This is a genomic window from Streptomyces sp. NPDC041796, assembly GCF_055590785.1.
This window is the reverse complement of sequence record NZ_JBVJAH010000008.1, coordinates 300,702-324,226: the sequence shown is the minus strand read 5'-3', so window position 1 is coordinate 324,226 and position 23,525 is coordinate 300,702. Positions and strand designations below refer to the sequence as shown.

General features: G+C 72.3%; 21 protein-coding genes and 2 pseudogenes. 11 read left to right on the top strand and 12 right to left on the bottom strand.

All coding sequences use genetic code 11. From position 1 onward, the window contains the following. Window positions 1-66: 66 nt before the first annotated feature. Entirely contained in the window at window positions 67-1,434 is a 1,368-nt protein-coding gene (locus ACZ6C1_RS19050; RefSeq protein WP_469242252.1) for a lysine N(6)-hydroxylase/L-ornithine N(5)-oxygenase family protein, read from the bottom strand. A 649-nt stretch (window positions 1,435-2,083) separates the two neighbouring features. Then, complete coding sequence (locus ACZ6C1_RS19045; RefSeq protein ID WP_469242251.1) at window positions 2,084-2,584, bottom strand: DUF1360 domain-containing protein; 501 nt, start codon at window positions 2,582-2,584, stop codon at window positions 2,084-2,086. Between the two features lie 329 nt (window positions 2,585-2,913). Between ACZ6C1_RS19045 and ACZ6C1_RS19040 the strand changes: the two genes are divergently transcribed. Then, complete coding sequence (locus ACZ6C1_RS19040; protein WP_469242250.1) at window positions 2,914-3,477, top strand: hemerythrin domain-containing protein; 564 nt, start codon at window positions 2,914-2,916, stop codon at window positions 3,475-3,477. Window positions 3,478-3,823: 346 nt separating this feature from the next. Here the strand turns inward: ACZ6C1_RS19040 and ACZ6C1_RS19035 are convergent. Further along, a pseudogene (locus ACZ6C1_RS19035) lies at window positions 3,824-4,243 on the bottom strand (cupin domain-containing protein); the annotation flags it as partial. A gap of 169 nt (window positions 4,244-4,412) precedes the next feature. On the opposite strand from ACZ6C1_RS19035, the gene ACZ6C1_RS19030 reads away from it, so the two are divergent. Together ACZ6C1_RS19030 and ACZ6C1_RS19025 are read left to right on the top strand one after the other, a co-directional pair. Further along, window positions 4,413-4,607: a hypothetical protein gene (locus ACZ6C1_RS19030; protein WP_469242249.1), complete on the top strand. Its 195-nt coding sequence runs from the start codon at window positions 4,413-4,415 to the stop codon at window positions 4,605-4,607. A 44-nt stretch (window positions 4,608-4,651) separates the two neighbouring features. After that, complete coding sequence (locus tag ACZ6C1_RS19025; protein WP_469242248.1) at window positions 4,652-5,371, top strand: B3/B4 domain-containing protein; 720 nt, start codon at window positions 4,652-4,654, stop codon at window positions 5,369-5,371. A gap of 14 nt (window positions 5,372-5,385) precedes the next feature. On the opposite strand, the gene ACZ6C1_RS19020 is transcribed toward ACZ6C1_RS19025, so the two are convergent. The 6 genes from ACZ6C1_RS19020 to ACZ6C1_RS18995 form a co-directional block, all read right to left on the bottom strand. After that, entirely contained in the window at window positions 5,386-6,162 is a 777-nt protein-coding gene (locus tag ACZ6C1_RS19020) for an alpha/beta fold hydrolase (protein ID WP_469242247.1), read from the bottom strand. 123 nt (window positions 6,163-6,285) lie between these two features. Beyond that, window positions 6,286-7,077, bottom strand: coding sequence for a hypothetical protein (locus tag ACZ6C1_RS19015; protein ID WP_469242246.1), 792 nt, complete (start codon window positions 7,075-7,077; stop codon window positions 6,286-6,288). Between the two features lie 14 nt (window positions 7,078-7,091). Beyond that, entirely contained in the window at window positions 7,092-8,372 is a 1,281-nt protein-coding gene (locus tag ACZ6C1_RS19010) for a CHAT domain-containing protein (protein WP_469242245.1), read from the bottom strand. Next, entirely contained in the window at window positions 8,369-10,327 is a 1,959-nt protein-coding gene (locus ACZ6C1_RS19005) for a hypothetical protein (protein WP_469242244.1), read from the bottom strand. Before ACZ6C1_RS19005 ends, ACZ6C1_RS19010 begins: the two co-directional genes overlap by 4 nt. Window positions 10,328-10,456: 129 nt before the next feature. After that, entirely contained in the window at window positions 10,457-10,693 is a 237-nt protein-coding gene (locus ACZ6C1_RS19000) for a helix-turn-helix transcriptional regulator (protein ID WP_469242243.1), read from the bottom strand. A gap of 155 nt (window positions 10,694-10,848) precedes the next feature. Continuing rightward, window positions 10,849-11,415, bottom strand: a complete 567-nt coding sequence (locus ACZ6C1_RS18995) for a cupin domain-containing protein (protein ID WP_469242242.1) — start codon at window positions 11,413-11,415, stop codon at window positions 10,849-10,851. 185 nt (window positions 11,416-11,600) lie between these two features. Here ACZ6C1_RS18995 and ACZ6C1_RS18990 point away from each other — a divergent pair, with 185 nt between their 5' ends. The 4 genes from ACZ6C1_RS18990 to ACZ6C1_RS18975 all read left to right on the top strand — a co-directional run bounded on the left by ACZ6C1_RS18990 (window position 11,601) and on the right by ACZ6C1_RS18975 (window position 14,249). After that, window positions 11,601-12,608, top strand: coding sequence for a hypothetical protein (locus ACZ6C1_RS18990; protein WP_469242241.1), 1,008 nt, complete (start codon window positions 11,601-11,603; stop codon window positions 12,606-12,608). Between the two features lie 70 nt (window positions 12,609-12,678). Further along, window positions 12,679-13,179 (top strand): hypothetical protein, encoded by a 501-nt coding sequence (locus ACZ6C1_RS18985; RefSeq protein ID WP_469242240.1) that lies wholly within the window; start codon window positions 12,679-12,681, stop codon window positions 13,177-13,179. 5 nt (window positions 13,180-13,184) lie between these two features. After that, entirely contained in the window at window positions 13,185-13,940 is a 756-nt protein-coding gene (locus tag ACZ6C1_RS18980; RefSeq protein ID WP_469242239.1) for a trypsin-like serine protease, read from the top strand. Between the two features lie 111 nt (window positions 13,941-14,051). Further along, a complete protein-coding gene (locus tag ACZ6C1_RS18975) occupies window positions 14,052-14,249 on the top strand; it encodes a hypothetical protein (protein ID WP_469242238.1) in 198 nt (65 codons plus the stop codon). Window positions 14,250-14,307: 58 nt separating this feature from the next. On the opposite strand, the gene ACZ6C1_RS18970 is transcribed toward ACZ6C1_RS18975, so the two are convergent. Beyond that, window positions 14,308-17,133: a SpoIIE family protein phosphatase gene (locus ACZ6C1_RS18970; RefSeq protein ID WP_469242237.1), complete on the bottom strand. Its 2,826-nt coding sequence runs from the start codon at window positions 17,131-17,133 to the stop codon at window positions 14,308-14,310. 249 nt (window positions 17,134-17,382) lie between these two features. Then, complete coding sequence (locus ACZ6C1_RS18965) at window positions 17,383-19,107, bottom strand: SpoIIE family protein phosphatase (RefSeq protein WP_469242236.1); 1,725 nt, start codon at window positions 19,105-19,107, stop codon at window positions 17,383-17,385. A gap of 177 nt (window positions 19,108-19,284) precedes the next feature. On the opposite strand from ACZ6C1_RS18965, the pseudogene ACZ6C1_RS18960 reads away from it, so the two are divergent. Further along, window positions 19,285-19,657 (top strand): annotated as a pseudogene (locus ACZ6C1_RS18960) (SAM-dependent methyltransferase); the annotation flags it as partial. A gap of 723 nt (window positions 19,658-20,380) precedes the next feature. Then, window positions 20,381-20,854, top strand: a complete 474-nt coding sequence (locus tag ACZ6C1_RS18955) for an SMI1/KNR4 family protein (protein ID WP_469242235.1) — start codon at window positions 20,381-20,383, stop codon at window positions 20,852-20,854. A gap of 220 nt (window positions 20,855-21,074) precedes the next feature. On the opposite strand, the gene ACZ6C1_RS18950 is transcribed toward ACZ6C1_RS18955, so the two are convergent. Continuing rightward, window positions 21,075-21,584: a hypothetical protein gene (locus ACZ6C1_RS18950; protein ID WP_469242234.1), complete on the bottom strand. Its 510-nt coding sequence runs from the start codon at window positions 21,582-21,584 to the stop codon at window positions 21,075-21,077. Window positions 21,585-21,694: 110 nt separating this feature from the next. On the opposite strand from ACZ6C1_RS18950, the gene ACZ6C1_RS18945 reads away from it, so the two are divergent. After that, window positions 21,695-22,798, top strand: a complete 1,104-nt coding sequence (locus ACZ6C1_RS18945; RefSeq protein WP_469242233.1) for an AI-2E family transporter — start codon at window positions 21,695-21,697, stop codon at window positions 22,796-22,798. Between the two features lie 60 nt (window positions 22,799-22,858). Next, on the top strand, window positions 22,859-23,503 hold the full coding sequence (locus ACZ6C1_RS18940; RefSeq protein ID WP_469242232.1) for a dihydrofolate reductase family protein: 645 nt from the start codon (window positions 22,859-22,861) through the stop codon (window positions 23,501-23,503). Window positions 23,504-23,525: the final 22 nt, after the last annotated feature.

Sequence of the window (23,525 nt, the reverse complement as noted above, 5' to 3'; positions counted from 1 at the left end):
GCCGCCCCCCGCACCGTTTCGGTGCGGGGGGCGGCGTCCTTCGTCGGGCGCGCTCGGCGCTCGGCCTCAGCCGAGGAGCGCGTCGATCTCCTTGTCCCGGTCGGCGCGCAGGGCCTCGGCGGTACGGCGCAGCAGGAGCGAGTCGCAGATCTCCCCGGAGCGCACGGCGAGCGTGGACAGCAGCGAGGAGGTGATGCCGTGGGTGTGCTCCGTACCACCCTGGAGGTAGACGCCGACGTCGACGTGATCGGCCATCAGGACGCGGTGGTCGCGGTCCACGCGCAGCCGGCCCCGGTCGTCGGCGAGGCAGTCGGCGGCGAGCTCACCGAGGAGGCCACGGGGGTCGACGGGGCGATAGCCGGTCGCCATGACGACGGCATCGCAGTCCAGGGACGTCTCCTGGCCGGTGGTCAGCGAGCGCAGTACGACACGGGCGCCGTCCGGTATCCGCTCCACACCCTGCAGCTCGGTGGTGTTGAGGATCCTCAGCCGCTCCCGGCCGCTGACCTTCTCCTGGTAGTGGGTGCGGTAGAGCTGCTCGATCAGCTCACCGTCCACCACGGAGTAGTTGGTGTTGCGGTGGTAGCCGTAGAGGTCCTGCTTGACGTTCTCCGGCGCGGTGAAGAAGTCGTCGACCGCGGAGGGGTCGAAGATCCGGTTGGCGAACGGGCTGTCGTCGGCGGGGCTGTAGCCGTACCGGGTGAAGACCGCGTTGACCTCGGCGTCGGGGAAGGTCCGGTGCAGGTAGTCGACGGCCTCGGCGGCCGACTGACCCGCGCCCACGACGACGAAGCGCCGGTACCGGGGGTGGGTCACTTCCGGGGCGCGGAAGAGCAGTTCGCGGGTGTGCCACACGTGCTCGCCCTGGGTGACGCCCTCGGGCAGGCGGGGGGTGAGGCCGGTGCCGACGGAGACGTTGAGGGCGCGCAGCACCTGCCGGTCGGCCGGGTTCGCCACGCTCTCGGAGACGACCTCGACGGCCTCGACGCGGTCCCCGGTGCGCACGGGCCTGACCTCGACGACGCGCCGCCCGTAGTCGACGTCCCCGGCGAACTCGGCGGCGCACCACTCGAAGTAGTCGTGGAACTCGATCCGCGTGGGGAAGAACGTCTTCTGGTTGATGAAGTCGGCGAGGCGGCCGCGCTCCTGCAGGTACATGAGGAAGGAGAAGCGACTGCTGGGATCCCGCATGCTGACCAGGTCCTTGAGGAAGGAGACCTGCATGGTGGCCCCTTCCAGCAGCATTCCGCGGTGCCACCCGAAACGCTCCTGCTGCTCCACGAAGCGGGCCCGCAGCGCGCGTTCGGGGTCCCGGCGGTTGTGGTCGGCCACCGCGATGGCCAGAGCGAGATTGGACGGGCCGAAGCCTATGCCGACCAGGTCGTGGGCGGTGCCGCCCTCAGCCTGGCCGCTGTCCTCGCGGCGTCCCGACATGCTGGTCCTTCCGTTGGATCCAATACTGGGCGGCCGTCGAGAACACAGCCACTCATCCACACGAACTACTAAGGTAAGGCGGGCCTAACTTCCCTCACTCCGCACGGGGTGTCAAGTCCGTCCGCACGACGTGACGGCCCCGGCCGCCGACCCCGATCTCCGCTGCCCGGCCTTCGTCTTGGCCCCGCCCCGGGGCGGTCGGGCGCGCGACTCCGCGTGGCCGAGCACGCGATCGCCGCAGAATCCGCCGCAGCGGTCGTGGCGCCAGTGGGAGAGGGGGCCGACGGTGAGCACGGCCGCGCGCGCGAGCGGCCCGCGCCTCAACAGCGCCCGGGCGATCGGGACAGGGGGACGCGGGGCATCCGGGCATGTGCGAGGAGCACGCGTACGGCGCCCCTGTGCGCGGAGGCGGCGTTGCGCCGTAGGGCGTGCGGAGTCATCCCGCGAAGGCGCCGCAGGGCGATCGGGAGAAAGCGCTCTCGAAGTGCTGTGTGAGGGCCGGTGTGAGCGGCCACCCGCCGACGCCGCCTATCACCCCGATGGCGAGCATGAGGCAGCAGCCGGCTTGCGTGACGCTTACAAGGCGGCTCGGGGTTGATTCGCCGGGCGGGAAACGCCGTTCGCGCGAACCGTCCGGGCCCGGGCCGGGTCACTCACCGCGAGTCACCTTCTCCATGAGTCCGCTGTACGCGAGTTGCAGCGCGTCGGCCCCGGCCACGGAGGCCGCGACGGCCAGAACGGCCCGGGTCGCGCGGGGCCAGAGGCAGCGCCCTGCGGTCAAGGTGGTGCTCACCCACACACTCATACAGAAAGGGCAGGTCAGCAGCTCGCCAACGGTGTGCCTCAGCCCGTGGCGCGGCCGTTCGCCCACCTCGGCGGGCCCCGTCGTGCCCTCGTACGTGGTGAAGGGCCTCCGCAGCGGGCTGGTGACGGCCCCTTTGGTGAGGAGGCGGCTGATCCGGAAGGTGGCGACCGCCGTCAGGACGATGTCCTGCGCGTCGTGCCGCTCCGGCGAGCGGCCGTGGCGGTGGACCAGGGCCGTGCATGCCCCGGCATAGGCGGCATAAGCGGCCAGTGTCGTCGCGTATCCCCCCATCGGCCGTTCCCCGGCCTTTCCGCCGGTCCTCGGTTCGTCCTCGTGCGTGCCCACCCGCACCCCTTTCCTCGGTCGGTCGGCGGGTGCCCCCAGGGGGAAGCGGTCAATCAGCCGAGCTGCCACCAATGTGGGTCCTTGGGCCGTCCGGGTGAGCGGCACGCCATGCCCGAGAAGCGTCCGGGCCACGGTGGAAGACATGGACGCCGGGCGCTGTCCACGCGTGGACGACTGCTGGACGACGGCTGTCCGCCGCCATGGCGGTGGCCCAGTCCGGTCTCGTCCCGTGTGGCCGACGACCCCGGGGCACCGGCATACGGCGACCGGCAGTGACCCGGACCTGAACAGACACCGCGTCGACCGGATGAACGGAAGGGAGCCCCACGATGGGCCACGGAGGAAACGTCATCGAGGAGCTGACGGCGGATCACCGCGAGGTGGACGCCCTGTTCGCACAGCTCGAAACGCACACCGCGGACGACCCCGAGCGCCGGGTGCTCGCCGACCGGCTCACCATGGAGCTGGTCCGGCACGCGGTGGCCGAGGAGCAGCATCTGTACCCGGTGGTCCGCCGGTACGTGGACGGTGGTGACGACCTCGCCGACAAGGAGATCGAGGATCACAGCGAGGTGGAGCGTCTCCTGAAGGAGCTGGAGGGCTGCCGGCCCGGCGACGCGGAGTTCGACCCCCTGGTGACCCGGCTGAGGTCGTCGGTCACCGAGCACGTCAGGGACGAGGAGGACCGCCTCTTCCCCCTGCTGGCCGAGGTGTGCCCGGTCGGCATGCTGGACGAGCTGGGTGAGAAGGTGCGCCGGGCGAAGGAGACCGCGCCGACCCGCCCGCATCCCTCCGCCCCCGACACCCCGCCGCTCAACAAGATCCTCGCGCCGGGATCCGGGATGGTCGACCGGGTCCGCGACATGCTCACCGGGCGGGCCAAGCGCGGCTGAACCGTGCGGGACGCGCCCGGTCGGGCCCGGCCGGGTCGCGGCCGGGCACCGCATCACCCCGGCGGATCGCGGAGCCCTGAGCCGGTGAACCCGTCGCCGTCCCCGCGGCTCGGTGTGCCGGGACCCCGTCGCGGGGTGCCTGCGGGCACCGTGGCGGTTCGGTGACGGCCCGGCGGCGGCGACGCGGCGGACCGGCGCACCGCCGCACGCTGGCGTTCGGTCGCACCGGCAAGGGGCGCCACCGGTCGCAGCTCACCCGTCGCCGGCACGCGCGGGGCGCGGTGACGGGCCAGGGCGCGCCGGGGGTTTCCTCGTGGGCGGGGAGCGGCGCTCCTGCCCGCACGGGTCAGGTGGTGGCGGCGGGGCCGGGGCCGGGCGGCAGGCGGACCGTCATGATCAGGTGGCAGGTTCCGGTTCCGGATCCGCGGTAGGTGTGGGGGGCGTCGCCGTCGAAGGTGGCGGTCTGTCCGGCTTCGACGGTGTGCTCGGTGCCGTCGACGAGCAGCGTCATCCGGCCGGAGGTGACGCTGACGGTTTCCACGACTCCGGCCTGGTGGGGGTGGCTGGGGTATTCCTCGCCGGGTTCCAGTTTCCAGCGCCAGACCTCGACGGGAGCGGGGCCCGAGGTCGTCAGCATGAGCTGGGCCTCGCTGCCCCGCGCGCCGGTCCACAGCGGCGCCACGGTGTCGGCGGTCACGACACGGACGCGGCCTTCGGCAGGTCCCTCCAGCAGGGCGGAGACCCCGAGGGTGTCGGCCAGCCGGACCTGACGTTGTGGGCGAGCGTCCGCAGCGCTGCGTCCGTCTCGGCCATCCGATCACCATCTCGTCGACGACCCCGAGGCCGAGGCCGAGCTGCTGCGCCGCCAGCTCGCCCACTTCCAGCCCGACGGCGACCACGCTCCCGTCGCCGTCGACCGGCCGCCCTACGGCCGGATGCTGCCCGGCATCCGCGGCCTGCGGCTGGAAGTCGCCGAGGTACGGGCCAAGTTCACGTACGACGACCACAAGCCCGTCGAACACCGCACCGCCGTCGCCGACCGGCTCACCGCCCGCAGCCAGGGCCTGGACGTCCCCACGGCACTCCAGCAGCGCCGCCGCCTGGACCGCATCGGCCCCTGGACGCCCTGACACCACCGCCCCGGACCACGACACACGAACGGAAAACCCCCCGCATGCCCGCCTTCCGCCTGTCCCCCGCCGTCACCGACGCCTTCCCCGACACCCTCGTCGCCCTGGTCACCGCGACCGGCCTGCGCGGTCGCGAACCCTGGCCCGGCACCACCGCCGCCGTGGAGGAACTCGAGCAGCGGCTCGCCGACGGCACCTGGCACCCCGCCGACGAGACCGACCCCCGCATCGAGGCTTGGCACGCCGCGTACCGTTCCTTCGGCACCAACCCCCGCCGCGTCCGCCCCAGCGTCGACGCGCTCGGCCGCCGCCTCGCCAAGAGGGGCACCATGCCGCGCATCAACCCTGCCGTCGACTCCTACAACACCGTCTCCGTCCGGCACGGCCTGCCGGCCGGCGCCTTCGACCTGGACCATGTCACCGGCGACATCGACATCCGCCACGCGGACGGCACCGCCTTCACCCCCCTCGGCGAACCCGGCACCCTCGAGAACCCCAAGCCCGGCGAGATCGTCTACGCCGACAGCACCGGCGTCCTCACGCGCCACTGGAACCACCGCGACGCCCATCGCACACGCGTCACCGAGGACTCCACCCACGTCACCTTCGTCCTCGAAACCCTCCGCGCCGCCCGCGACGGCCACCTCCTCGAGACCGCCGCGGACGAACTGCGGGACCTGCTCGCCCCGCACGCCGAACACACCACCGTGCACCACCTCGCCGCGGCGCGCTCCACGGTCGACGTGAGCGCCCGCACCGCGTAATGCCGCGTCACGGCTCACGACGTCGTACGGGCGGCGGCCACCGTCTCGCGCAGGAAGCCGGCCAGCAGGTCCGACACCTCGTCGGGCCGTTCGAGACTCGGCAGGTGACCGGCCCACGGCAGCTCGACGTGCCGTGCCCCGGGGAGCGACTCGGGCAGCCCGGCCGCCATCTGCCGGAAGTCGGCCACGTCGCGGCCGCCCGAGACGGCGAGACAGGGCGCCTCGATCGCCGACAGGTCGAATTCCATCTCGATCCGGCCCGCTCCCTCGGGCGCGGCCAGTTGCACCTCGAAAGCGTGCCGCTGCATGTCGCGCACCCGCTCCCGGGCCGCCTCACCGGCATCGGGCCCCAGCCAGGTGTCCACGTTCAGCTCCACGGCCCCGGCGACGTCACCGCCCTCCAGCAGTGCGTCCTCCCGATCACCGAACGCACGCAGCTCATCGCTGGTTTCGTGCCCGGGCAGCCCCCCGCACAGCAACGCAAGGGCGGTCACCCGCTCCGGGTGACGTGCGGCGATCTCCACCGCGACACGTCCGCCGTACGAGGAGGCGACCAGCGCCGCCCGATCGATGTCAAGAGAGTCCAACAGGTTCAGCACGTCGTCCGCGTCGTTGTGACGCCGGCCGGTCAGGGGTGTTCCGCCGAAGCCCCGGAAGTCGCAACGCACCACCCGGTACCCGGCATCGGCCAGCGCCGACCACTGCGGGTCCCACATCCTCCGGTCGCACACCCCGGAATGCAGCAATACCACTGCCGGGCCGTCCCCGGTCACATCGTGAGCAAGTGTCATACGCAGACAGTAGGCCCCCGCCGAGGATCGTCATAGCCAGTTGATCGTCACGGCCCGGCACCGGCCGAGCCGCCGGAAGACATCCGACTGCACCGGCCGGCTCCGGTGCGGCGCTGGGCGCACTCACGGCGACGCGACCTCGTCGAGGTCGAGGTCCTCGGGGTATTCCACCTCCGCCCAGTACGGACGGCCGGGCTCCCCCGCGTCCGGCGTCACGTCCGCCGTCGTGTCCTCGCCGCGCTCCACCATCTTCGGCTTGCCGACCCACGGGTCCTTCAACACGTGGCCGCGCCACATGAGCGCCGTCCGGGACGGGCTGTCCAGGGAGGCGGCGAGGCCCTGCTGGCTCTCCACGACGAACGAGGGCGCCAGAGCGACCGCCGTGGTGGGGTCGACGGCCGCCTCGGCGCGCAGCCGTACACCGGCCTCCGCCGAGCGGCCCGCCGACACGAGGACGAGGCTGGGGCCGCCGACCAGCACCTCGGTGATCACCACCCATTCGCGCCGCCATTCCTTCTCCTCGTACAGGGCGCGCACGGCGGTCTCCACGGACTTGAGGTCGGCGAGACGATGCACCGTCGCGTCCCGTGTGTGCAGGACGAACGCCCCCTCGCGCTGGAACCGGTAGTGGACGTTCCCGGTGGCGGTGGCGACCGCCGTGTCGACACCGGCACGGGTCAGACCGGCCGTCCTGTGCACCCCGTCGTGCGACGAGTGGTCGAGGTTGCCCAGGCTGCCCTCGACGTCCGGCGCCGCTTCGACACCGAGGGCGGCGAGGGTGGTGAGCTTCGTCCACCTGCGCTTGTGGAAGGTGCCGACGTCGCCGAGGTTCATGGGCGTGCCGGGCAGCCAGACGGGCAGGCGCTCGTAACGGCCGCGGATCTCGTGCCAGTAGGCGTCCGGCAGGGTGCTCATGGGTGGTCAGCCTTTCAGGAGGAGGGTGCGGACACGGCGGGGGTCGCGGTTCGGGGCAGCGGGGCCACCCTGAGCGTCGAGCTGCCGTGGAGGGAGTAGAGCAGGCCCAGCGGGTTGTGGCGGGACTGCAACAGGTCCCACTTGGCCGTGTGCAGGGCCTCCCCGGCGGTCCCACCGGTCAGCAGCGCCTGGTAGAAGCGGCGGGAGAAGGTGTCGGCCAGCCGGTCGGGGAGGTTGGCGGCGGTCGCGATGACGCCGCGGTTCTGGTTCTTGTGGAAGGGCGCGACCACCGACTCCAGCGACCAGGGGTCGTAGACGGCCGTGGCACAGGCGTTGAGGAAGACCAGGGGCTTGGCGGCGCCGTCGGCCGGTGCGGCCCGCCAGCCGCGCATCAGCCGCGCGAGGATCTTCGGTACCGGGATCTCGACATCCTCGCCCGACTCCGAGGCCAGGTGAAAGGCGAAGTTCCCCTCGTCGCCCGGGAAGCCGCCGGGCCGGGCCACGCAGTGGCAGGACATGTGCAGCACCTGGTGGGGGCGGTCGACGCGCCGCCCGTCCAGCCCGAGGCCCGGATCCGCCATGTGCTGGGCCAGGGTGGCCGGTTCGGGGAGGGGTTCCCCGGCCACGGGAGAGGGGCCCTCCAGCCGGATGGACGGCCGGCTGCGGAAGAAGCCGAGCTCCGCCCGGGCGCCCGGATAGCCGGCGTGCCACAGGAACCGCAGCGGGAGCCGTCCGTCCGTGGTGGCCAGGCAGGGGTCCTGTGTCGCACCCGCCTCCATGCCGCGTTCGACGACGGTGCACAGCCCCGGGAAGACCCGGGCCGCGTCGCACAGTCCGGCCACGTCCTCGACGGGGCCCTCCCAGTACGGGTCGAACAGCGGGAGCGCCTCCCAGGGCAGGTACTGGGCGTAGCCGGGCGCGATGTGCACGACCGGGATGACGGCCGCGTCCTCCCCCCGGGCCGGGCACCAGCGGGCCACCTTGCGCGCCAGTTCCGGCACGCTGTCGTAGGGTCGGCGCAGCGCGTTGAGGAGCAGGATGCGGCCGGCGTCGGCGAGTTCGACGAGGGCGTTGCCGGCCTCCCGGGGATCCAGGGTGCCGGGGCTCTGCCATGCCTTCTTCGCCTGCTCCAGGGCGGTGCTGAAGGCGGCGTGGTGCCGACGGAGCACCGTGGGTTCGGCGGTGTCCATCACGAGTGGCTCGGGGTCGCCGGGGCCGGTGAGCTCCAGCCGGTAGCCCTCGGCGTTGCTGAGTGCCCGCACGGTGATGTGCGGCGAGGCGGCCTGGAGTCTCACGACACCGCCGGGTCGTCGTGGTGGCGCGTGACGGCCTGGTTCACCGCCTGGTTCACCGCCTGGTCCACTTCGACGGTGACGGGCAGCGCCTGGACCAGCCGGCCGGCCGCGTAGACCGCGACCCGCACGTCGTAGGTCCCCGGTTCGGAGGCGGAGATCACCGACCGCAATTCCAGCTGGGTGTCGTCGACGGGGGCCCGCAGGGTACGACGAGCCGGGTCCACCTTCATGAACGGTGCGTCGACGACGACGTCGAGTTCGACGCTGTGCGCCGATCGTCCCGCCACCACCAGCAGTTCCTCGGCAATCCCGTCCCGGCGGCCGAGCAGTGCTCTGGGCTCCCGCTGGTGCACCGCGCCGAGCCCGAGCGCCACGACGAGCGTGGCCTCCTGGCCGGACCGGAGCTGCCACTGCGGTTCTCCGTCGACGTCGCGGACGCCGTGGGCCTGGTCCACGGCGACCGCGATCCCGCCGCGGAAGGCGATGGGCGCCGACGGCGTGAGCGCCTCACGGATGGCATCGCCGCCGACCTGGACCACGGACGACGCCTGGGCCGGCCGGTGCGCGTAGCCGAGGGCCGGTGGTGGCTCGGGCGGTGACGGCTCCGCGGTCCTGCCGTGTTCGTTCCTGCGCCGGACGGCCTCCGACAGCGCGAGGGCACTGCTGACGGCCGCGACGCCGACGGCCGTCATGGCCAGGGTGCCCGATACCGGCGCGGCGGCCGCCAGTGCGGCCAGCCCGCCCACGACCGCACCGGCCATCGGAATCCGTTTGTCGTCGGTGTCCTCGTGCTCGTCGGTGTCCTCGTCGGTGACCGGAGGCGTGGGCCGGTCGTCGTCCCAGGGCCCGGGGGACGCACGGGGCGGGTCCACGGCCACCGGACGGGACTGCGGTGGCGTCCCGTACACGTCGCCGGAGTGGAAGACGACGTCCGCCGTGCCGGAAACCACGTGCGACGCCTCGGACGACAGCCGTCGCGCGAACGGGCCCATGTTCTGTTGGACGTTCACGCCGCTTCCGGTGAACTCGTGCCGGCCCTGCGCCGCGTGGCGCCGCTCCCCCGGCGGCTCGGGGGCACCGGTGACGACTCCGTACCCCCACTGGGCGGACAGGGCGCGGTTGACGATCCGCTCCTCGCTCTGGTCGGACGGCGCCGGCAGGTGCAGCGCGTCGTACAGGTCAAACCGGTGGAGGTCGAAGGCAACCCTGAGCGTGCTCGCGTAGGCCACGGCCGCCCGTACCGCGCTCGGGTACGACAGCGCGACGACCACCAGGGGGGCCAGCCACGCCAGCATCGCCGCCACGTTCCCCCGGGGCCAGGCGACGACCGACGCCGCCGCGGCGACCAGGCCGTACACGCAGAAGGAGACGTACATGTCGAGCAGACCGCGACGGGTGTCGGCCTCCGTACGGACACGGCGCCCCAGCACCTGGTAGAGACGCGGCCAGGCGAGCGGTACGTCGAGCCCGTACGCCTGCTCGACGCGCTCGTGCGACGCCGCCAGCGCGTTCCCCAGCGCCGTGGGCCTGAGCATCGCGTCGTTCATGGGGTAGCGCTCGCTCAGCGAGGCGGCGAGCCTGCGGGCCTCGACCCGCACCTCCGGATCGTGCGCGGCGGTGACTTCCAGGTGGAGCAGCCGCCGGCGTTCACGATCCCGGTAGTAGCGCTTGCGGGCGCGCAGCCAGCGGGCGGCCCGCCCCGACCAGCGGTCTCCTTCCGCCAGCCGGGTGAGCACCGGCGCGTAATGCGTCAGGAACAGCGACGCCCCCACCATGAGCACGATCAGGCCCACCCACTGAGGCCCGGACAACCGACTGACGCGGTGCTCCAGGGCGCTCGTGGAGACCGTCTCCCCCTCGGCCAGGCCCAGGCACAGGGCGGACACGTAGGAGACCATCAACAGGGCGGGCAGCAGGGCGGGGGTGAGGAACCGGCCGGGCTGGGGAGCGTTCACACCCCCATCATGCCGTCGATGGGGGAACTCGGGTGTCCCGACGGCGATTTGACCGGACCGGCCTCTCGGCCACCACGGTGAGCGTCACCCCCGTGAGCAGCACCCTCATCGGTCTCGCCCTCATGAGCGTCACCCCCGTGAGGCCTTGGCACGCCAGTCCCGTGGCGACATCCCGTACGCCGCGCGGAACACCCGGCTGAAATGGGCGGGGCTCGTGAAGCCGAAGCGCTGGGCGACGGCGGCCACGGTCGGGCCGCCACCGCCCGGCCGGGCCAGCTCCCGGCGGCACGCCTCCAGGCGGCGGTGCCGGATCCACCGGCCGACGGTGGTGCCCTGCGTCTCGAAGAGCCGGTGCAGATAGCGCACGGACACGTGGTGCGCGGCGGCGATGGCGGGTGGGGCCAGGTCGGGGTCGGAGAGGTGGCGGTCGATGTACGCCTGGATCCGCAGCCGCAGTGCGGTGCCCCCGGTGTCGCCGCCGCTCCCGGGGTCCGCGCCGAGTCGCTCGGCGGCCAGAGTGGTCAGCAGTCCACGGCGTTGCGCGCGAGCAGGGCCCCGATCGGCGGCGGATAGGCGGCCGCGTCGGTCGCGAGCCGGACGAGGAACGAGGCCACCAGCGCCGCGGTCCCGGTGTCGGGCCGCATGCGGACGGCGGTCAGCCGCCGCACCTCGTCCTCCGACAGCCCCAGCGCGTGCCGTGGCAGCGCGAAGACCTGGAGCCGGTACGGCTCGGAGAAGTCCAGGGAGTAGGGCCGGGTGGGGTCGTAGAACATGAAGTCGCCGGGCGCGAGGAGCGCCTCCTTGCCGTCCTGGACGATCAGCCCCGGCCCGCCGTGCTGCACGCTGACGTTGAGGGTCTCCCGGTTGCCCTGGGCGATGAGGCGTTCGGTGCGGCGCGCGTGGTTGGCGTCGGCCTCGACCGTGGTGATCTGCACACACCCGAGCTGCCGGGTGAGGCTCATGGCGCGGAACGGCCCGTCCGCGGCCGGCTTGATCGCTATCGGCACACAGCTCTCCCTGAGCATTTCCTCCCAGTACGCCACCTGCTCACCGACCGGAACCGACGCCGTGGTCACGACATCACCCACTGCTCCCCCTGCCTGGCCACTCCGCCCCCACGCCCCCGTGTACACCACCGAATGTAACCACCGCACCCCCCGTCGCCTGAGTGCGCTCTCGGACAAATGCCCGTACGCGAACCGGCAATTCACGCTTCCCGCGCCGCCGTAGCTTCGGTGACGCCGCCCGACGAGGCGGAGTTACGGAGGAGCGGATGAGTACGAGGAAGGGGCCGGGCGGGGATCCGCGCCGCCCGGTCGACCGGCGCACCGTGCTGCGCGCCGCCGCGGCGGGCGCCACGGCGGCAGGCCTGGGACTCGGCGGTGCGGCCGTGCCCGCCCGAGCCGCCGGACCCGGGGGCATGCCCGCGTACCGGTACGTGCGCGACGCGCTGGCCGGGCCGCTGCGGTACAACCCGACGGGAGAGTTCATCTTCCCCACGATCCGTGGTGTGTACGACAAGATCAGCGGCGCGCGGGCGAGGTACCACCTGTACTACGCGCCGCACGAGGACCCCGGTGGCATCTGCGTGGCGTTCGCCGACTCGCTGGAGGGGCCGTTCACCGAGTACCCGTCCAATCCGCTGATCGACAACCGGCTGCCGGGGACCACGGTCAGCCATGTCTCCTCGCCGCACGTGATCTGGGACGCCCCCACCCGCCAGTTCTTCTGCTACTTCCACGGCGAGAACACCGTGACGCGGGTGGCGCGGTCCCGGGACGGCATCGTCTTCTCCGACGAGACACCCGTCCTGAGCACGCGCCTGGTACCCGGCACGTCGGAGACCTCGTACGCCCGGGTCTTCGAGCACGCCCTGCCGGGGCGGAACAACCGGTACGTGATGGTGTTCATGGGCGTACGGAGCCGGAGGCGCATCTTCTACGGCTGGTCGCCCAACGGCTGGGACGGCTGGCAGTTCAGCCCGGATCCGCTGGTGAACCCCGAGCCCGACGGGGTCACCGACATCGCGGCGCCCACGCTGGTCAAGCGGAACGGCACCGTGTACGTCGCGTACCACGGCGACGACGGCCGCATGCGCCTCACCGAGGTCGGTGACGGCTTCGACAAGGAGGCCCACCTCGGGGTCTTCCACGCCCCGGGCCCGGCCGACAACGGCCGCGTGGCCGCGCCCTCCTTCGGTACGGAAGGAGGCACGTCGTACCTGTTCTACGAGGCGGGCCCCCGTCTGAAGGGCCGCCTGTGCATCGCCCGCGCGGTCTGACCACCGCCGCGCGACGACAAAGAAGCACCTTTCCCACCCACCCGGTAAACACACGTGGAGGACGAGCATCATGCTGACGACGACACCGACGACCACGCCGACGCCCCAGGCACCCCGAGACGGCCGGAGCGGGAGGACGAAGCGCACGCGGGGCGGAGCCGCGGCCGCGGCGGCGACGGCTCTGGTCGCGGCCCTGTCCCCGACAGCCGCCCAAGCCGCGTCGACGTCCGCCTCGGCCACCGCCGCGGGCAGTTACAACATCATGATCTCCCACCGGGCCCACTTCGTCGCCGACTTCTGCCTGCTGTCCGACACCAGTGGCAATGCGCGCGCCCACTGCAGTGGCAACAAGGTCAACGGTGAGGACTTCCGGCTGGGTGTCATCCACAGCGTGGGCGACAGCGTCTGGATCGACGTGAATGTCGTCGCCGGACGCGACACCAAGGGCATCAACCTGCGCGGTCTGCACTACTGCCGTGTCAACGGCACCGCGATCAGCTTGTCCGTGGACTGCTGGAAGAGTCTCGCCCACTACCAGGACGGGGCACGTCCGACGCGGGTGTGGGGCTGATCCGGGTGAACTCCGCTCCACTGTCCAGGACATGGCCCGGGCGGCTGGTGATCGCTCTCCTCGCCGCCGTCGTGGCGGGCGCACTCCTCCTCGGGGGCGCCCCGCGGGCGCACGCCGTCTACGGTGGCGGCGAGGCCGGCCAGCAGCGGGGCGCCGCCCAGCTGTGGCTCGGGCCCGACACCGATCCGGCCTCGGACAAGCAGTTCATCTGTTCCGCCGGCGTGATCTCCAGCCGGTGGCTCCTCACCGCCAAGCACTGCATCACCGACCGGGGCAATCCGGCTGCCGGGCGACTGTGGATAAGGGCCGGGCACCTCACCCTCGCCAAGGGTGAGCGGCGCCAGGTCGCGGCGTACCACCTCACCGAGCGCAACGACCTCGCGGCGCTGCGCCTCTCCTCGCCCCTCGGCTCCTCGGTCAAACCCAACGAACTCATCCCCCGGGGCATCACGCCCGGCACCGGAGCGGAACTCGCGGTATCCGGCTGGGGTCGTACGAGCTATGACAACAACGACCCCGCCCGGAAGCTCAAGGTCTGCTCCGTGAAGGTGGACCGGGTGGAGAACGGGCCCCCGAGCTGGGTCTGGGCCAATGAGGACAGCGGCCACCCCATGAAGGGCGACTCGGGCGGCCCGGTGCTGCTCGGCACCAAACAGATCGGCGTCACCAGCGCCTACATCGAACTCACCGGCGGCGCGCGCATCGTCTCCCTGGGCACACCGGACGTCAGGGACTGGGTTCACCGCACGACCGGTGTGTGACTACCCGTAGGGGTGACAGTCCGCTTGTCCGGAGGCGGGCATGGGTAGCCAGGGGCCGACTCGCACCAACCGGCGAGTCGGCCCCACCGTCCTGCTCAGGAAGGAATCCATATGCGTCGCATCGCGGCAGTCGTCGTCGGAACCGTCGTGCTCCTCGGGGCCGCGGCTCCCCTCGCATCCGCCGTGCCCGACCCCGTCGCAGTGGTCGAGTGTGCCACCACGTCTGCCGGTGACCTGACCACCCTCGTCGACCCCTCCGCGATCGCCCTGCCGTCAGAGGTCCCCGGGGCCTCCTGCCTGGCGGTCTGAGGGTCCGGGCGGCGGCGCGACCACCGGCCGCCGCCCGGAGCGGTTACGGGCCGGTCGGTCAGAGGGCTTCGTCGCTCCACTGGTCGAGCAGGGCGTCGACGGACCCTCCGGGTTCCACCGCGCCGCCGTCGAGGAACTGTTCGGTCCAGATGACCTTGCCCTCGGGGGTGTAGCGGGTGCCCCAGCGTTCGGCGTACTGGGCGACGAGGAACAGACCACGACCGCCCTCGTCCGTGGTCTTGGCGCGGCGCAGATGGGGTGAGGTACTGCTGCCGTCGAACACCTCGCAGATCAGGGTGCGGCCGTGCAGGAGCCGGACGGTGATCGGATCGCCGCCGTAGCGGATGGCGTTGGTGATCAGCTCGCTGAGGATGAGCTCGGTTGCGAAGCCGATGTCCTCCAGCCCCCAGTCCGCCAGGCGCCGCGCGCACGCCGTGCGGACCGGGGCCACCGCGGCCGGGTCGCGGGGTACGTGCCACTCGGCGAAGTCGGCGGAGTCGAGGAGGCGGGTGCGGGCCACCAGCAGCACGATGTCGTCGCCGGGCTGGGCGGGAAGCATGGCCTCGGCCACCGCCGCGCACACGGCCTCCGGTGTGCGGTCGGTCCCCGACAGGGCGGCGCGCAGGGCTTCCAGGCCGACGTCCGGGTCGCGGCCGCGGTCCTCGATGAGCCCGTCGGTGTAGAGCACCAGCTTCGAGCCCTCGGGCAGGGTCAGCTCAGCGCTTTCGACGGGCAGGCCGGCGCCCAGGCCCAGGGGCGGGGAGACCGGCAGGCGGGGGAAGGTGACGTTCCCGCCGGGGTCGACGACCGCCGGCCCGGGGTGCCCCGCGGTGGCGGCGGCCACCCGTCCGGAGACCGGATCGTAGATGGCGTAGAGACACGTGGCGCCGGTGATGCCCTGACCGTCCTGCTCCTGGGCCGCGGCCTCGTTCATGTCGATGTGGGCCACCAGCTCGTCGAGACGGCTCAGCAGTTCGTCCGGGGGCAGGTCCAGGGTGGAGAAGTTGTGCACGGCGGTACGCAGCCGGCCCATGGTGGCCGCGGCGTGCAGTCCGTGGCCGACGACGTCGCCGACGACCAGCGCCACCCGGGCTCCGGACAGCGGGATGACGTCGAACCAGTCGCCGCCCACCCCGGCCCGGGCGGGCAGATAGCGGTAGGCCGCCTCCAGCGCGTTGCTCTCGGGTATCCCTCGTGGCAGGAGGCTGCGTTGCAGCGTGACCGCCATGGTGTGCTCGCGGGTGTAGCGGCGGGCGTTGTCGACCGCGACCGCCGCGCGCGCGGCCAGTTCCTCGGCGAAGGTCCTGTCCTCCTCCTCGAACGGTGCGGAGGTGCTCACCCGCCAGAAGTTGGCCACTCCCAGCAGCACGCCCCTCGCCCGCATGGGCACCGCGACGAGGGAGTGCGGGCCGGGGCCCATCGCGCGCCCCTCCCGTTCGGCTTCCTGGGTGGCCCGCAGGTCGTCGGAGGCCCTCGGGCCGGTCTCCAGGACCGCCCGGCCGCTGCCGATCGCGGTGGCGACGGGGCCGTGGGGCGAGAACCGGATCAGCTCGCCGACGGGGAGGGAGAGGTCGCCCCGGCCGCGGGCGGCGGTGCGGCGCAGCACGGTGCCGGTTCCGGGCAGTGGTTCCTCGCCCCGCAGGACGGCGTCCAGCAGTTCCACGGTGACGATGTCGGCGAACTGGGGCACGGACACCTCCGCCAGTTCCCCGGCGGTGCGCGTCACGTCCAGGGTGGCCCCCACCCGCAGCCCCGCGTCGTACAGCAGCTTCAGCCGCTCCCGTGCGACCTCCGCCCGGCCGGTGACCGTCGCCAGCTCCGTGGTGTCCCGCAGCGTCACCACACTGCCGGGCCGGCCCCCGTACGGAGCCGTGGGCCGCTTGTTGACCGCCAGCAGCCGGTCCCCGGCCGGACACACCGCGTCCGTGACCGGGTCACCCGATGCCAGCAGCCGCGCGGTGTCGCCCTGCAGGCCCAGGTCGGTCACCCGACGCCGCTCCGAGTCGGCCGGCAGGTCCAGCAGCCGGCGCGCCTCGTCGTTGGCCAGCAGCACCCGGCCGTCAGCGTCGGTGATCAGCACGCCTTCCCGTACGGCGTGGAGCACCGCGTCGTGGTGCTCGTACATCCGGGTCATCTCCGCCGGGCCCATGCCGTGCGTCTGCCGCCGCAGCCGCCGGGACACCAGTGCCGTCCCGGTCGTGGAGAGCGCCAGGGCGGCCGCGCCGGTGCCGAGGATGAGCGGTAGCTGCCGTTGGACCAGGTCACCCACGTTCTCCACGGTGATCCCGGACGACACCAGGCCGACGACGGAACCGCCGGCGCCGATCACCGGGACCACGGCCTGCACGGCCGAGCCGGTGCCCGAGGGCAGGGGCGGACCGCCGGCCTTCTCGACGACGGTGCGGCCTTCGAGCGCCGGCTGGATGGTGCCGACGAACTTCTCCCCGATGTACTGCGGGTCGGGATAGGTGAGACGGATGCCGTCGGTGTTCATGACGACGACGAAGTCGACGTTCGCCGCCTTCCGGGCCGCCTCGGCGCGTGGTTGCAGGATCGCGGTCGGGTTCGCGGTGTTCAGTGCGGCGGCCGTGCCGGGAGCGTTCGCGAACGTCTCCGCCGCCGTCACCGACAGGCGCGCCGCTTCCCTCTCGCTGGCGCGGTTCGCCTGGATCACCACGGCCGTCACCGCCGCCGCGACCAGCAGCAGCACGATCACGACCTGCAACAGGAACACCTGACCGGCTGCCGTGCGCAGGCTCAGCACGGAACGCAGTCCCGACCTCGAACCACGACGCGAGCCGTTGGACTCGCGCTGCTCGAAGCGGTCTCGTGACCGATGGTCCGGGCGCGAAGGCCCGTTTCCCTTCCTGGCCAATTGCTCCATCGCTTTCCACACCGGAGGAGACGTGCCGGCGTGCCCGTGCCAGGGGCGTGGTGCGGTGTCCGCGCTCCCGCGCCGGCCTCGCCGGTCGGCGCCGTGCCGCACTCGTCCATTGTCGGTGACTCCACGAGCCGACGCGCGGGTACCGCTCGCGTGGAAGGCCGGATGCGGGCGACAGCGGCCCGCTGGTGATCGTCCGTGGTCATCCTTGTGCGGGACGTGAAGGCGAGCCGTCTCCCCCGGGCGTCGGTGTCATGGGCTGTCGGCGGGGTGGTCGGGGACGCGCAGGGCGAGGATCGCGACGTCGTCGTCGTTGTCGGCGGGCCGTACGCGTTCCAGCAGTACGTCGCAGAAGACGTCGAGCGGCCGGCGGGCCAGCGGCGTGGCCTCGCGCCGGAGCCGGGCCAGGCCGTCGTCGATGGAGTGGCTGCGCGATTCGATCAGGCCGTCGGTGTAGAGGAGCAGCGTCGACCCCGGGGGCAGGGCGTGGACGGCGTCGGCGCGAGGAAGCGCGGCGCGTGTGCCCAGCATGATGCCGCCACCGGAGGTGAGGAGGCGCGCCCGGCCGTCCCGGTCCACCAGCATCGGTGGCGGATGGCCGGCGTTCGTCCACCGGAGCTGCCAGCCGCCGTCCTCGTCGCTCTCGACCCGCGCGAGGACGAGGGTGGCCGAGGCCGCCTCGGTGATGTGCTCGACGGCCTCGTCGAGCCGCTGGACGGCCTGGCTCAGGGGCCCCGCCTGGGACCAGGTGAAGGCGCGCAGCATGTTGCGCAGCTGCGCCATGCCCGCCGCGGCGTCGAGATCGTGGCCGCCGACGTCACCGACCACCAGCGCGGTCGCCCCGTCGGTCAGCGTGAAGGCGTCGTACCAGTCGCCGCCGACCTGGGAGGCGTGCGGCGCGGGCAGATACCGGGCGGCCATCCGCAGTCCCGGCACGGTGGGCAGATGCGGAAGCAGGTGGCGCTGCATGGTCTCGGCCACGCGCTGCTGGCGCTGATAGAGGCGCGCGTTGTCCAGGGCGAGACCGGCCCGGCGGGTGATGTCCTCCAGCAGGGACAGGTCGGCGGGTGTGAACGCCTCCGCCGTCTCGGAGCGGCCGAGGGTCAGCGCCCCGAGAACCTCTCGCAGGGTGCGGATCGGGGCGATGGCGGCGGAGTGTATGCCTGTCGCCTTGAAAAGGCGCTGCTGTTCCACGGCGATACCGGAGTCCGCCGCCCCGCTGTAGGTTTCCGGGCCTGCCAGTGTCGAGGCCGCCCCGCGCAGCGCGCGGGAGAGCGGCATCGGTGATTCCTCCGGTACCGGGGGCAGCGACCCCTCCAGATCGCGCCGGTGGACCAGGGCGCCGTCCTCGTGGTGGACCACGGCCGTGCGCCGCACGTCCCGGGCCTCGGTCAGCAGGTCGATCACCACCCAGTCGGCGAGGCGGGGCACGAGGAGCTCCACCAGCCGGTTCAGTGCCTCCTCCACGTCGAGCGTGGAGGTCAGGCGGGTGGTCGTCTCGGCCAGCAGGGCGAGGCGGGCGAGCTCCGTCGATGCCCCCGCGGTGGCGTGGGCGGCGCCCACGCGGCTCGCGTCGGCGGGCGAGGGTTCGCGGAAGACGACCAGTGCGCCTCGCCCGCCTTCCGCGAGTACGCACGGCACGACGAGCCACCACAGCTCCAGGAGCTCACCGTCCGCCCCCTCGAACCAGCCTTGATCGTCGTACTCGACGAGCCGGCCCAGGAACGCGCGCATCATGGGGCACTGCGCGCGTGGCATCGTCCCGCCGCCGCTGTCCCGGTGCAGCAAGGCATGTGCGTCCCGACCGACCAGCTCCGCGGCGGGACGTCCGAACAGGACCTCCGCCCGGGCGTTCGCCCTCGTGATCACGCCTTGTTCGTCCACGAGGTACGCGGCGGCCTCCAGACCGTCGAACACATCGGCCGAGGCCGCCCAGGCCTCACCACCGGCATTCCCCTCCGGATTCACCCGCTCCACGCCCGCACCTCCTCCCGCTCCGACCACCGGCTGCACCCGCCCACTCTGCCACGCCCCTCGCCCGGCACAGCCGGACGATCACCGGACCCGGGACGACGGAGGTGTCCCCCCTCACGGTTTCGAGGCGGTGCGACCGGGCACGGTCGCGGGCCCACGACCGATTCGTTCACGGCCACGGGGGTGCGGGTGCTCGGCGACGCGGTCGACCTGACGAGCGAGCGGACGCCCGGCACGCCGTACAGCGCGGTGATGCGGGCGATGTGGCAGGGGCTACGGGCCACCATCGGTACCGATCTGGGTGGCGTCGTACCCTGCGCTGCTGCGCGGGGCGGGGCTCGTACCCCTCGCCGCCGAGGTCCATGTGCCGCCGCTGCTGCCGGACAGCCCCATCAGCCGTTTCTGGGCGGACCCCTGGGAGCGGAGCAGAGGGGCGATGCTCGCCGCCGGCCTGGTCGACGACGCGGCCGTCGACACGGCGGTCCGGTACCTGGACTCCGACGAGTGCGCCGCGCTGTCGGCCGGCATGCTCACCGCTTGGGGATGGAAGCCCGGGAGGCTCCGCGCTGACACCGGTGGAAACCGGGACGACGCGTGTGAGGCCGTCGGTACGGCCACCAAGGCCGGTGCGGTGGAGACCTTCCCGCTGCTCGGCACGGCCGGCGACTCCGAGGTCTGGATCGAGGCGGGCAATGCCGCGGGGCTGCCCGGCACCCCCGGCGCGAGCCAGTACGTGGGCCGGAGCATCCACTTCACCGGCAGCCACCTGTACATCGGCATGCCCTACGGCCCCTCGCTGGGCGCCGTGCACGCACTGCCCTGGTCCAATGTGAGCGGCGGCACGAAGGCGGCCGTGACCACCTACCAGCCCGGCTCGGGCGGTCTGCCGTCGGTCGGCGCGCGGTTCGGTTACGCGGTCCGCTAGCCGGTAGGCGGGCCAGCACGGCAGTCACGGCGGGCGGCGCCCCCGCTCGGTGAGCCGGGGGCGCCGCTCGTCGGCGCGTCCAGCGCGGTGGCCGGACACCTCACGTCGCTGTGCCGCGAGCAGGGGACGGTGGGTCGACGCGGCGCGTGTCATGGACGGGCTCGGTACGGGCATCCCTGGAGAGGTGTCTGCCGCGGCTGCGTGACCGCGGTCCGGTCCTCCCTGAGTGAGGGGAGAGAATCCGGGCCCGCCCGCTGAGGCCGGAGATTCTGGAAGAGCCGGGCCCGGGCCAGGCGGCCCACCTGCAGGGGACACAGCCGTGGCCCCCGTCAGGTCTGGCACGCTGCTGCCATGACTGACGATCTGATCGGCACGCAGACACCAGTGCGGCGCATCACGGATCCGGAGCAGGCGATCGAGGCACTTGAGCGCGCTGTTCCAGGGCTGACGGATCACCGCAGGCCGGACCCCGCTGTTATCGACTGGGCGGTGCTCGAGCACGGGCTGCGTACTGCCCTGCCGGACGATTTCAAGCGTCTCGCGGAGAGATACGAGGCCTTCGCCGTCGGGGACTTCCTGCTCGTGGGCCTCCCTGACCCGGGCGAGGAGCATCACCGTCTTCGCGGCATCCGTGCCGATCTGGAAGGAGTCCTTCTGGACTGGTGGGAAGCGGACATGTCGATTGGTCTGCGGCCCCATCCCGCACCGGGCGGTCTCCTGCCGTGGGCCGAGTCGAACGAAGGCGACAAGCTCCTCTGGAGCACCACGGGTGACGACCCGCACCAGTGGCTCGTCACCATCGCCTCCCGGAACGGAGGCTGGTAACACTACGAAGGCGGCGCCGTCCAGTTCCTCGCCGAGTACTGCAACGGCACTCTGGAACCCTGGGGACTGCCTCCGATCGACCCCGAAGTCACTCCCTGCTGAGCACGGCTCGACCGCCCGCCGGCGCCGATGGGCCGCCAACACCGCTTGCGGGCCCACGCGACCACCACCACGCGCGCCGGGAAACACCCCGCTCCCACGGAACGCTCCTCACCACGGATCAAGGCGTGTCCCGCCCCGTACGCAGGCCGAAGACCGCGAGGTTCAGATCCTTCACGGCCTGCTGGGCGGCCGCCGCGTCCTCACCGTGATCGATGGCCTCGAGCGCGGCCGCGGCCGCGGTCCGCACCGCGTGCGGCAGGCCGTCGTCCGCGGCGATGCGGTAGGCGAGGGTCCGGCGCGCCGACCGCTCGCCGGCGGAGACTCCACCGCCGGTCAGGGGGAAGGCGGCCGCTTCGTACGTGGAAATGCCCAGGAGCACGGCGTGCGCCAGTCCTTCGGCGTAGCCATGGCCGTGGGCGTCCTTCGCGGCCTCGTCGAATCCGGCGAAGATCCGTCGGCGGATGAGGAGGGAGCCGATCAGGACGCCGGAGCCGGTCACGGTGCCCGCGATCGCCGCGATGACGGGCCCGCTCACGAGGAGGCCGCCGAGAGCGGCGAGTACGCCGCCGGCGAGGGTGAGTTCCACGGTGATGAGCAGGTGTACGCGGGTGACGGCGCGGGTGTTCATGCCGGGCATTATGCCGACCGGCCCTCCGCCCCGTGGGGCCGGCGACAGCCTGACGTATCCTGACCGGCCGCGATTGCGGAGCGCGACGGACGTACCCATAGGGTGCCCCTATGCCTGCTCAGTTGAGTTCCACGAAAGCCGCCGCCGCGCTGCGCACATCGGCACGTGTCTCCGTCGAAATGCTGTTGGTCCTCGTGACGGCCTCGGTGGCCCTGTGGCTGCTGGGCCGGATGTGGTCCATCGTCTGGCCCCTCATAGTGGGCCTGTTCCTCACCACACTGACCTGGCCCCTGGCCCGCTTCCTGCGCCGGCGGGGATGGCCCGCGGCCCTGGCCGCGTCGGTGGTGACCGTGCTGTTCCTGCTCGTGGTCTCGGGCATCGTGGCGTTGATCGCCGTCCCGGTGGCGTCGCAGTCCGGTGAGCTGGCCGACGGCGTGGTGGCGGGCATCCAGAGGATGCGCGAGTGGGCTGCCGGACCGCCGCTGCACATCGGCGACGACCAGATCACCGGTGCCTTCGACACGGCCGTGGCCCGTGTCCAGGACAGCATTGGCAGCATGGTCACGGCAGTGGTCACCGGGGTGAGCACCGTGATCAACGGTGTGGTGACCGCCGTCCTGGCGCTTTTCCTGATGTTCTTCTTCCTCAAGGACGGCCCGCGGTTCCTGCCCTGGCTCTCCCGTCAGCTCCCCGGCCGGCTGGCCACGGACGTCCCGGTCGTGGCCGCGCGGAGCTGGGAGACCCTCGGGGCGTTCGTGCGCTCCCAGGCGTTCGTGGGGCTGCTCGACGCCGTTCTCATCGGCATCGGCCTGTGGGTCCTGAAGGTTCCGCTGGTGCTCCCGCTCGCGGTACTGACCTTCGTGTCGGCGTTCGTACCGATCGTGGGTGCTCTCTTCGCCGGTCTGGTCGCCGTGCTGATCGCCCTGGTCTCGAACGGCCTGACCGACGCGCTGATCGTGCTCGCGATCATCGTGGTCGTGCAGCAGCTGGAGGGCAATGTGTTCCAGCCCATGATCCAGAGTCGCGGGCTCGGCCTCCACGCGGCGGTGGTCCTGCTGGCCGTCACCTTGGGCGGCAGCCTGGCCGGGATCGTGGGCAGCCTGCTCGCGGTACCGGCGGCCGCGCTGATCGCGGTGGTCTGGAACTACCTGCGCGAGCAACTGCGGGAGCCGGAGGCCGACGCGCCGCGCCCCGAAGCGGCCGTTCCCTCGTAGCGATGAGTTTGGATGGACCGAACAGTCTCACCACTGTTGTCGACAGCACAGGAGGGACACGTGGTGCAGCTACTGAGAGTCCAGAACTTCAACGTCTCGAGTGACGGGATCGGTGCCGGGGAGGACCAGACCCTTGAGAGGCCGTTCGGTCACGTCTCGCCGGAGAGGCTGTTCGCCTGGGCCGGCGCCACGGCGAGCTGGCCCATGCGTACCGAACCCGGTGGGAGCCGGGGCCTCGACGACTACTTCACCCGGGACTACGCGCGCAACATCGGCGCCGAGATCATGGGCCGCAACAAGTTCGGTCCCCAGCGCGGGCCCTGGCAGGACCATGAGTGGCGCGGCTGGTGGGGTGACGAACCCCCGTTCCACACCCCGGTGTTCGTCATGACGCACCACGAGCGTCCGTCGTTCACGCTCTCCGACACCACGTTCCACTTCGTCGGCGGGGACCCGGCCTCGGTCCTCGAGCAGGCCCGGAAAGCGGCGCGGGGCAAGGACGTCCGGCTCGGCGGCGGGGTCACCACCGTCCGGGAGTTCCTGGACGCGGACCTCGTCGACACCCTGCACGTGGCGGTCTCACCGGTGAAGCTCGGGTCCGGGCTACGGCTCTGGGAGTCCCCCGAGGAACTGCTCGACCGGTTCCACCTGGAGGTCGTGCCCAGTCCGAGCGGTGTGACACACCACTTGTTCTGGCGGAAGTGACACAAGGGCCCGCTCGGGGAGG